General features: G+C 70.2%; 6 protein-coding genes. 1 reads left to right on the forward strand and 5 read right to left on the reverse strand.

Features of this window, described 5'->3' with window-relative positions; genetic code table 11:
• Positions 1-87: 87 nt before the first annotated feature.
• The 5 genes from ABZ930_RS39725 to ABZ930_RS39745 form a co-directional block, all read right to left on the reverse strand.
• Positions 88-924, reverse strand: a complete 837-nt coding sequence (locus ABZ930_RS39725) for an ATP-binding cassette domain-containing protein (protein ID WP_361559889.1) — start codon at positions 922-924, stop codon at positions 88-90.
• Positions 921-1,976 carry an ABC transporter permease gene (locus ABZ930_RS39730; protein WP_361559892.1) on the reverse strand — a complete coding sequence of 352 codons (1,056 nt, stop codon included), beginning with the start codon at positions 1,974-1,976 and terminating at the stop codon, positions 921-923. Before ABZ930_RS39730 ends, ABZ930_RS39725 begins: the two co-directional genes overlap by 4 nt.
• Positions 1,973-2,977, reverse strand: coding sequence for a sugar ABC transporter substrate-binding protein (locus tag ABZ930_RS39735; protein ID WP_361559895.1), 1,005 nt, complete (start codon positions 2,975-2,977; stop codon positions 1,973-1,975). The genes ABZ930_RS39730 and ABZ930_RS39735 overlap by 4 nt, the downstream gene beginning before the upstream one ends.
• Before the next feature lie 149 nt (positions 2,978-3,126).
• Positions 3,127-4,125, reverse strand: coding sequence for a sugar ABC transporter substrate-binding protein (locus ABZ930_RS39740; protein ID WP_361559898.1), 999 nt, complete (start codon positions 4,123-4,125; stop codon positions 3,127-3,129).
• Positions 4,126-4,245: 120 nt separating this feature from the next.
• Positions 4,246-5,010 (reverse strand): GntR family transcriptional regulator, encoded by a 765-nt coding sequence (locus tag ABZ930_RS39745; RefSeq protein WP_361559901.1) that lies wholly within the window; start codon positions 5,008-5,010, stop codon positions 4,246-4,248.
• 151 nt (positions 5,011-5,161) lie between these two features.
• Between ABZ930_RS39745 and ABZ930_RS39750 the strand changes: the two genes are divergently transcribed.
• Positions 5,162-6,169 carry a Gfo/Idh/MocA family oxidoreductase gene (locus ABZ930_RS39750; RefSeq protein WP_361559904.1) on the forward strand — a complete coding sequence of 336 codons (1,008 nt, stop codon included), beginning with the start codon at positions 5,162-5,164 and terminating at the stop codon, positions 6,167-6,169.
• Positions 6,170-6,460 lie beyond the last annotated feature (291 nt).

Here is a 6,460-nt window from a genome sequence, read left to right on the forward strand (position 1 = left end):
GCCCCTGGGCGAGCGGAGCTCGTTTCAGGGGCGCGGGGAACTGCGCGACCAGCCCCCACCGGAGCCGCAGACGAATACCGGCGCCGACTACTTCTCGGCGCCGTCAGCCGAATGCCCGCCCAGATGCGTCGGCACAGGCGCGCGTTCCAGTTCGTGACGGAGGTCGTCCAGCTCGCTGCCGCCGGCCATCTGCCGGGTCAGCTCGTCGAGAGTGATCTCGTCGCGGGTGTGGCTGCCGAACATGCCACCCCGCTTGAGCAGGATGAACCGGTCCCCGACCAGGTACGCGTGGTGCGGGTTGTGGGTGATGAGGACCACGCCGAGCCCGGCGTCCCGCGCCGCGGCCACGTACTTGAGGACGACCCCGGACTGCTTCACGCCGAGCGCCGCGGTCGGCTCGTCGAGGACGAGGACCTTGGCGCCGAAGTACACGGCGCGGGCGATCGCGACGCACTGCCGCTCACCGCCGGACAGCGTGCCGATGGGCTGGTCGACGTCGCGCAGGTCGATGCCCATGCGCAGCAGCTCGGTGCGGGTCGTGCGGCGCATGAGGTCGACGTCCATGCGCTTGAACGGGGCGGTGCCCTTCGTCGGCTCGGAGCCGAGGAAGAAGTTGCGCCACACCGGCATCAGCGGAACCACGGCCAGGTCCTGGTAGACCGTGGCGATGCCCCGGTCCAGCGCCTCGCGGGGGTTGGCGAACTTCGTCGGCTCGCCCTCGACGGAGAAGGTGCCCGCGTCGTGCTGGTGCAGCCCCGCGATGATCTTGATCAGGGTGGACTTGCCGGCGCCGTTGTCGCCGAGCACGCAGGAGATCTCCCCCGCGTTCACGACGAGCGAGACGTCCTCGAGAGCCCGGATGTTGCCGTAGTACTTGCTGACCCCGGCCAGCTCGACCAGTGGCGTCTGCGTGTCGGTCGTCATTTGCTCGCCTCCGCGCGCTTGCGGACCCAGTGGTTGAGGAGGGTCGCGAGGAGCAGCATCGCCCCGAGGAAGAACTTGAACCAGTCCGAGTTCCACTCGGCGAACACGATGCCCTTGCTGGTCATGCCGAAGATCAGGGCGCCGATGGCCGCGCCGACCGCGGAGCCGTAGCCGCCCGTGATCAGGCAGCCGCCGATGACGGCCGCGACGATGTAGATCAGCTCATTGCCGACGCCCTCGCCGGACTGCACCACGTCGTAGGAGAAGAGCAGGTGCTGGCCCGAGATCCAGGCGCCGAACGCGACGCCCATGTAGAGGCCGACCTTCGTCTTGTTGACCGGGACGCCGACCGCACGGGCCGCGTCCACGTCACCGCCGACCGCGAAGATCCAGTTGCCGATCCGGGTGCGGAGCAGGATCCAGGTCGCGACCAGGACCAGGGCCAGCCACCAGACGATGGTGATCTTGAAGTCGACGCCGCCGACGGTGAGCGTCGAGGCGAAGACGTCCTTGCCGGAGGTGAAGCCCTGCATGTCGGCGATGGACTTGGTCGACACCGTGCCGCTGATCAGCTTGGTGAATCCCAGGTTCATGCCCGTGAGCATCAGGAAGGTGCCGAGCGTGATGATGAAGCTGGGGAGCCTGGTGCGGGTCAGCATGATGCCGTTGAAGGCGCCGATGGCGAGGGTGACCAGGAGCGAGACCCCGACGCCGACCCAGGTGTTCGCCGTCATCTGGTAGCTGAACATCGACGAGACCAGCGCCGACGACGTCACCAGCACACCGGCCGACAGGTCGAACTCGCCGCCGATCATCAGCAGCGCGACCGGCACCGCCATGATGCCGAGGACGGAGGCCGCGTAGAGGACCGTCGCGAGGCTGGTCGGCCGCAGGAAGCTGTCCGCGGCGACCGCGAAGAAGATGAAGACGGCGATCGCGCCGACGACCGAGCCCAGCTCGGGGCGGCCGAGGAGCTTCTTCCAGGGCGAGGTCTTCAGGAGCCGTTCGTCGAGCTGCGGCTCGGGCTGTTTCTCCGGAGCTGTGGTGGTCATCGCGTCCCCCTCTTCGCGTACTCCGCCAGCTTCGCGGCCATCTCCTTGGTGACGATCTGCGGGCCCGTGAGGACCGGCTTGCCGCCGCCCAGGACGTTCGCGTTGTACCTGTACAGCCACAGCAGGTCCACGGCCTCGTAGCCCTGGAGATAGGGCTGCTGGTCGACGGCGAAGCCGAGGCTGTCGTCCTGGAGGCCCTGGGCCACCTTCTCGTTCAGGTCGAAGGTGTCGACCTCGGCCTTGCTGCCCGCGTCCTGCTTGGCCTTGACGGCGGTGGCGGCGAACGGCGCGCCGAGCGTGACGACCGAGTCGATGGACTTGTCGGCCTGCAGCTTGGCCTCGACGGAGGACTGCACGTCGGGCATGTTGGTGCCGTCGACGTAGAGGTTCGTCATCGTGCCGTCGAAGGTCGACTTGGCGCCCGCGCAGCGCTGCTCGTGGCCGACGTTGCCCTGCTCGTGCAGGACGCACAGGGCCTTCTTCTTGCCCCGCTTGTTCAGCTCGTCGCCGACGGCCTCGCCCGCGATCGTCTCGTCCTGCCCGATGTGGGTGAGCGCGCCGAACTTCTTGGACTCGGCGGAGCCCGAGTTCACGGTGATGACCGGGATGCCGGCCTTCCGGGCGCGGGCCACGGCCGCCTTCATGGCGTCGGGCTTGGCGAGCGTGACGATGATGCCGTCGACCTTCTTGTCGACGGCGGCGTCCACGAGCTGCGCCTGCTGGTTCCCCTCGTCACTGTGCGAGTAGAGGAAGTTGATGTTGTCCTTGACGGCCGCCTGCTTGGCGCCGTTCTGGACGATGTCCCAGAAGGTGTCCCCGTCGCCCGAATGGGTGATCATGGAGAAGGTCCACTTGGGGGTGTTCACCGCGGCCTTCCCCTGAGCCTGCTGGGCTTTCCTGGCGTCTTCCGCCCGCTTGCCGCCCGTGCTGCTGCAGCCCGTCAGTGCGAGGCCGAGAGCCCCTGCAACCGCGATGCTCACCCAGGTCCGAAACCGTGCCACGAGGCCGTGCCCTTCTTGGTCTGCTGCGTTGTTCACCGGGACCGGGCACGCCCGACGGCGGCCGATCCCAGAGGGCCGTTTACCGGTCCATGGGGACCTCTTTGCGGTCCCAAACGCACAAGTATGGGTCACGGGGATCATCCATCTATTCACCGGGTACCGCGCGCGGTGTACTTCTCCAGTTTCGGAACGTCCTTCTCGGTGACGAGAGCGGGCCCGGTGAAGACGGGCTGTCCCCCGCCGAGAACGTTCGCGTTGTACTTGTACAGCCAGAGCAGATCCACCGCCTCGTACCCCTGGAGGTAGGGCTGCTGGTCGACGGCGAAGGCGACCTCCTTGGCCTTCAGGCGTCGGACCACCTCGGCGTTCAGGTCGAAGGTGGCGATCTCGGCCTTGCTGCCCGCGTCCTGCTCGGCCTTCACGGTCAGCGCCGCGACGGGGGCGCCGAGCGCCACGACCGCGTCGATGGACTTGTCGGCCTGGAGCTTGGCCTCGACGGCGGCCTGGGAGTCGGGGGCGTTGGTGCCGTCGACGTTGAGGTTCTCGACCGTGCCCTTGAAGGTCTTCTTCACGCCGGCGCAGCGCTGCTCCAGCGAGACGTTGCCCTGCTCGTGGATGACGCACAGGGTCTTCTTGCGGCCCTCCTCGGTCAGCCGGGTGCCGACGGCCTCGCCGGCCACCGACTCCTCCTGGCCGATGTGGGCGAGCGCGCCGAACTTCTTCGCGTACTCGGATCCCGAGTTGATCGAGACGACCGGGATCCCGGCGGCCTTCGCCTTCGCGAGCACCGACTCCATGGCCTGCGGCTTGGCGAGGGTGACGACGATCCCGTCGACCTTCTTGTCGATCGCGGCCTGGACCAGCTGGGCCTGGCCCTGCGCCTCCTTGTCGTTGGAGTAGAGGAAGGTCACGTTGTCCTTCTCGGCCGCGGCCTTGGCGCCGCTGCGCACGATGTCCCAGAAGGTGTCGCCCTCGCCGGAGTGCGTGATCATCGCGATCTTGAGGCGGGGCGTGTCCACGGCCTGGCCGCCGCCCCCGCCGCCCCCGTCGTCCTCGGACTTCTTGCCGCCGGAGCCGCTGCACCCGGCGGCGAGGGCGACCACCGCGACAAGGGCAGCGGCCGTACGGGCTGTACGCGTCGTGAGCATGGTGGAGCCACCTCTCCTCCGGCCGCCCGGTGCGGCTGGAGGTGTTTGTAGCGGGCTCCTACCGCAGCGTCAATGACTTTGTCAGAACATTCGGACTACGCACGGCAATGAGGTCAACCACTAAGAGCGCACGAGGAGTTGGAACTCGAAGGAGTAGCGCGAGGCCCGGTAGACATGGGAGGCGAACTCGACCGCGCGGCCCTTGTCGTCGAACGTCGTGCGCTGCATGGTCAGCAGCGGCGCCCCCTCCGGCTCGCCGAGCCGGTCGCCCTCGACGGCGGTGGCCGCCCGCGCCCCGACGGTCTGCCGGGCGCTGTGCAGGGTGATCCCGGCGGCCCGCATCAGGCGGTACAGGCCGGTGGCCTCCAGGCGGGTGTCGTCGAGCGGGAGCAGTCCGGTGGGCAGGTGGTTGCAGAGGTACGCGACCGGCTCGCCGTGGGCCAGGCGCAGCCGGTCGACGCGGTGCACCTGCTCGCCCTCGCCGACCGCGAGCGCGGCGGCCACCTCGGCGGACGCGGGCACCAGGACATTGCCGAGGACCCGGGTCGCGGGGCGCTGCCCCGCCGCCTCCAGATCGTCGTAGAGGCTGCTCAGCTCCAGGGGGCGCTTGACCTGGCTGTGCACGACCTGGGTGCCCACGCCGCGGCGCCGGACCAGCAGCCCCTTGTCGACCAGCGACTGGATGGCCTGGCGGACCGTGGGCCGGGACAGGCCGAGGCGGCCGGCCAGCTCGATCTCGTTTCCGAGCAGGCTGCCGGGGGTGAGCGCGCCGCGCTCGATCGCCGCCTCCAGCTGCTGGGACAGCTGGAAGTAGAGCGGGACCGGACTGCCACGGTCGACGCTCAGCTCCAGCTGGACGGCGGGGTCGGCTCCAGGTTTGGCCACGGGCCGAGCGTAGCGGCGGGAGATGTTGACGGGAAGTCCGGAAGTCAGGTTGTCCGGACAAATCAAGAGCGGGCCGGCCGACGAGGGGCGCCCCGGGGTTTGTCAGGACAAAGGATTGACAGCATCTGGGCGGCACGGCACGTTGGGACGCATGCGCATCGGACTCATCGGTACGGGACGGATCGGCACCTTCCACGCGGGCGTCCTGGAGCGGTACCGGGAGGTGGGCTCGCTCCTCGTCACCGATGTGGCGCCGGAGCGGGCCGTCGCCCTCGCCGACCGGATCGGGGCGACCGCGGCGCCGAGCGTCGACGAGCTGTTCACCTGGGGCGTCGACGCGCTGGTCGTCACGGCGGCGACGGCGGCGCACGCCGAGCTGATCGGGCGGGCGGCGCGGGCCGGTCTGCCGGTCTTCTGCGAGAAGCCGATCGCGCTCGACCTGCCCGGGACGCTGGCCGCGCTCGCCGAGGTGGAGACGGCCGGGACGGTGCTCCAGCTCGGCTTCCAGCGGCGCTTCGACGCCGGGTACGCGAAGGCCAGGGAGACCGTGCGCGCGGGCGACCTCGGGCGGCTGCACACCGTACGGGCGATGACCTCCGACCCGGCGCCGCCCCCGGCCGCGTATCTGCCGCTGTCGGGCGGTCTGTACCGGGACTGCCTCGTGCACGACTTCGACGCGCTGCGCTGGGTGACCGGGCGGGAGGTCGTCGAGGTGTACGCGGCCGGGTCCGACGCGGGGCCGGACATGTTCCGGGAGGCCGGTGACGTGGACACCGCGGCGGTCGTCCTCACGCTGGACGACGGCACCCTGGCCACCGCCACGGCCACGCGGTGCAACGGCGCCGGGTACGACGTGCGGATGGAGCTGTCCGGGGAGCGGGACACGGTCGTGGTCGGGCTCGACGACCGCACGCCGGTCGCGTCGACCGAGCCGTCGGGGCCGCCGGCCGCGGACAAGCCCTGGCCGGGCTTTCTGGAGCGGTTCGCGCCCGCGTACGAGGCCGAGCTGAAGGCGTTCGTGGATGTGGTGCGGGGGGCTCGGGAGAATCCGTGTGACGGGTGGGAGGCGTTGGCGGCGCTTCGGGTCGCGGAGGCCTGTGAGGTGTCGCGGCGCGAGCGGCGGGTGGTTCGGATCGCCGAGATCGCCGGGGGGCGGTGACGGGCTTCTCGTTCGGTGCCGGGTGCGGGTGGGTGGGTGGCTGGTCGCGCGGTTCCCCGCGCCCCTGGGTCGTTCGTCACGCGCGGGCCGGTGGCCGCTTCTCGCGCAGTTCCCCGCGCCCCTGGGGCGTACGTCCGCTGACGGACGGTGGCCGCTTCTCGCGCAGTTCCCCGCGCCCCCTGGGTCGTTCGTTACGCGCGGGCCGGTGGCCGCTTCTCGCGCAGTTCCCCGCGCCCCTGGGGCGTACGTCCGCTGACGGACGGTGGCCGCTTCTCGCGCAGTTCCCCGCGC

The sequence above is a fragment of the Streptomyces sp. NPDC046716 genome, from assembly GCF_040645755.1.
GTDB lineage: Bacteria > Actinomycetota > Actinomycetes > Streptomycetales > Streptomycetaceae > Streptomyces.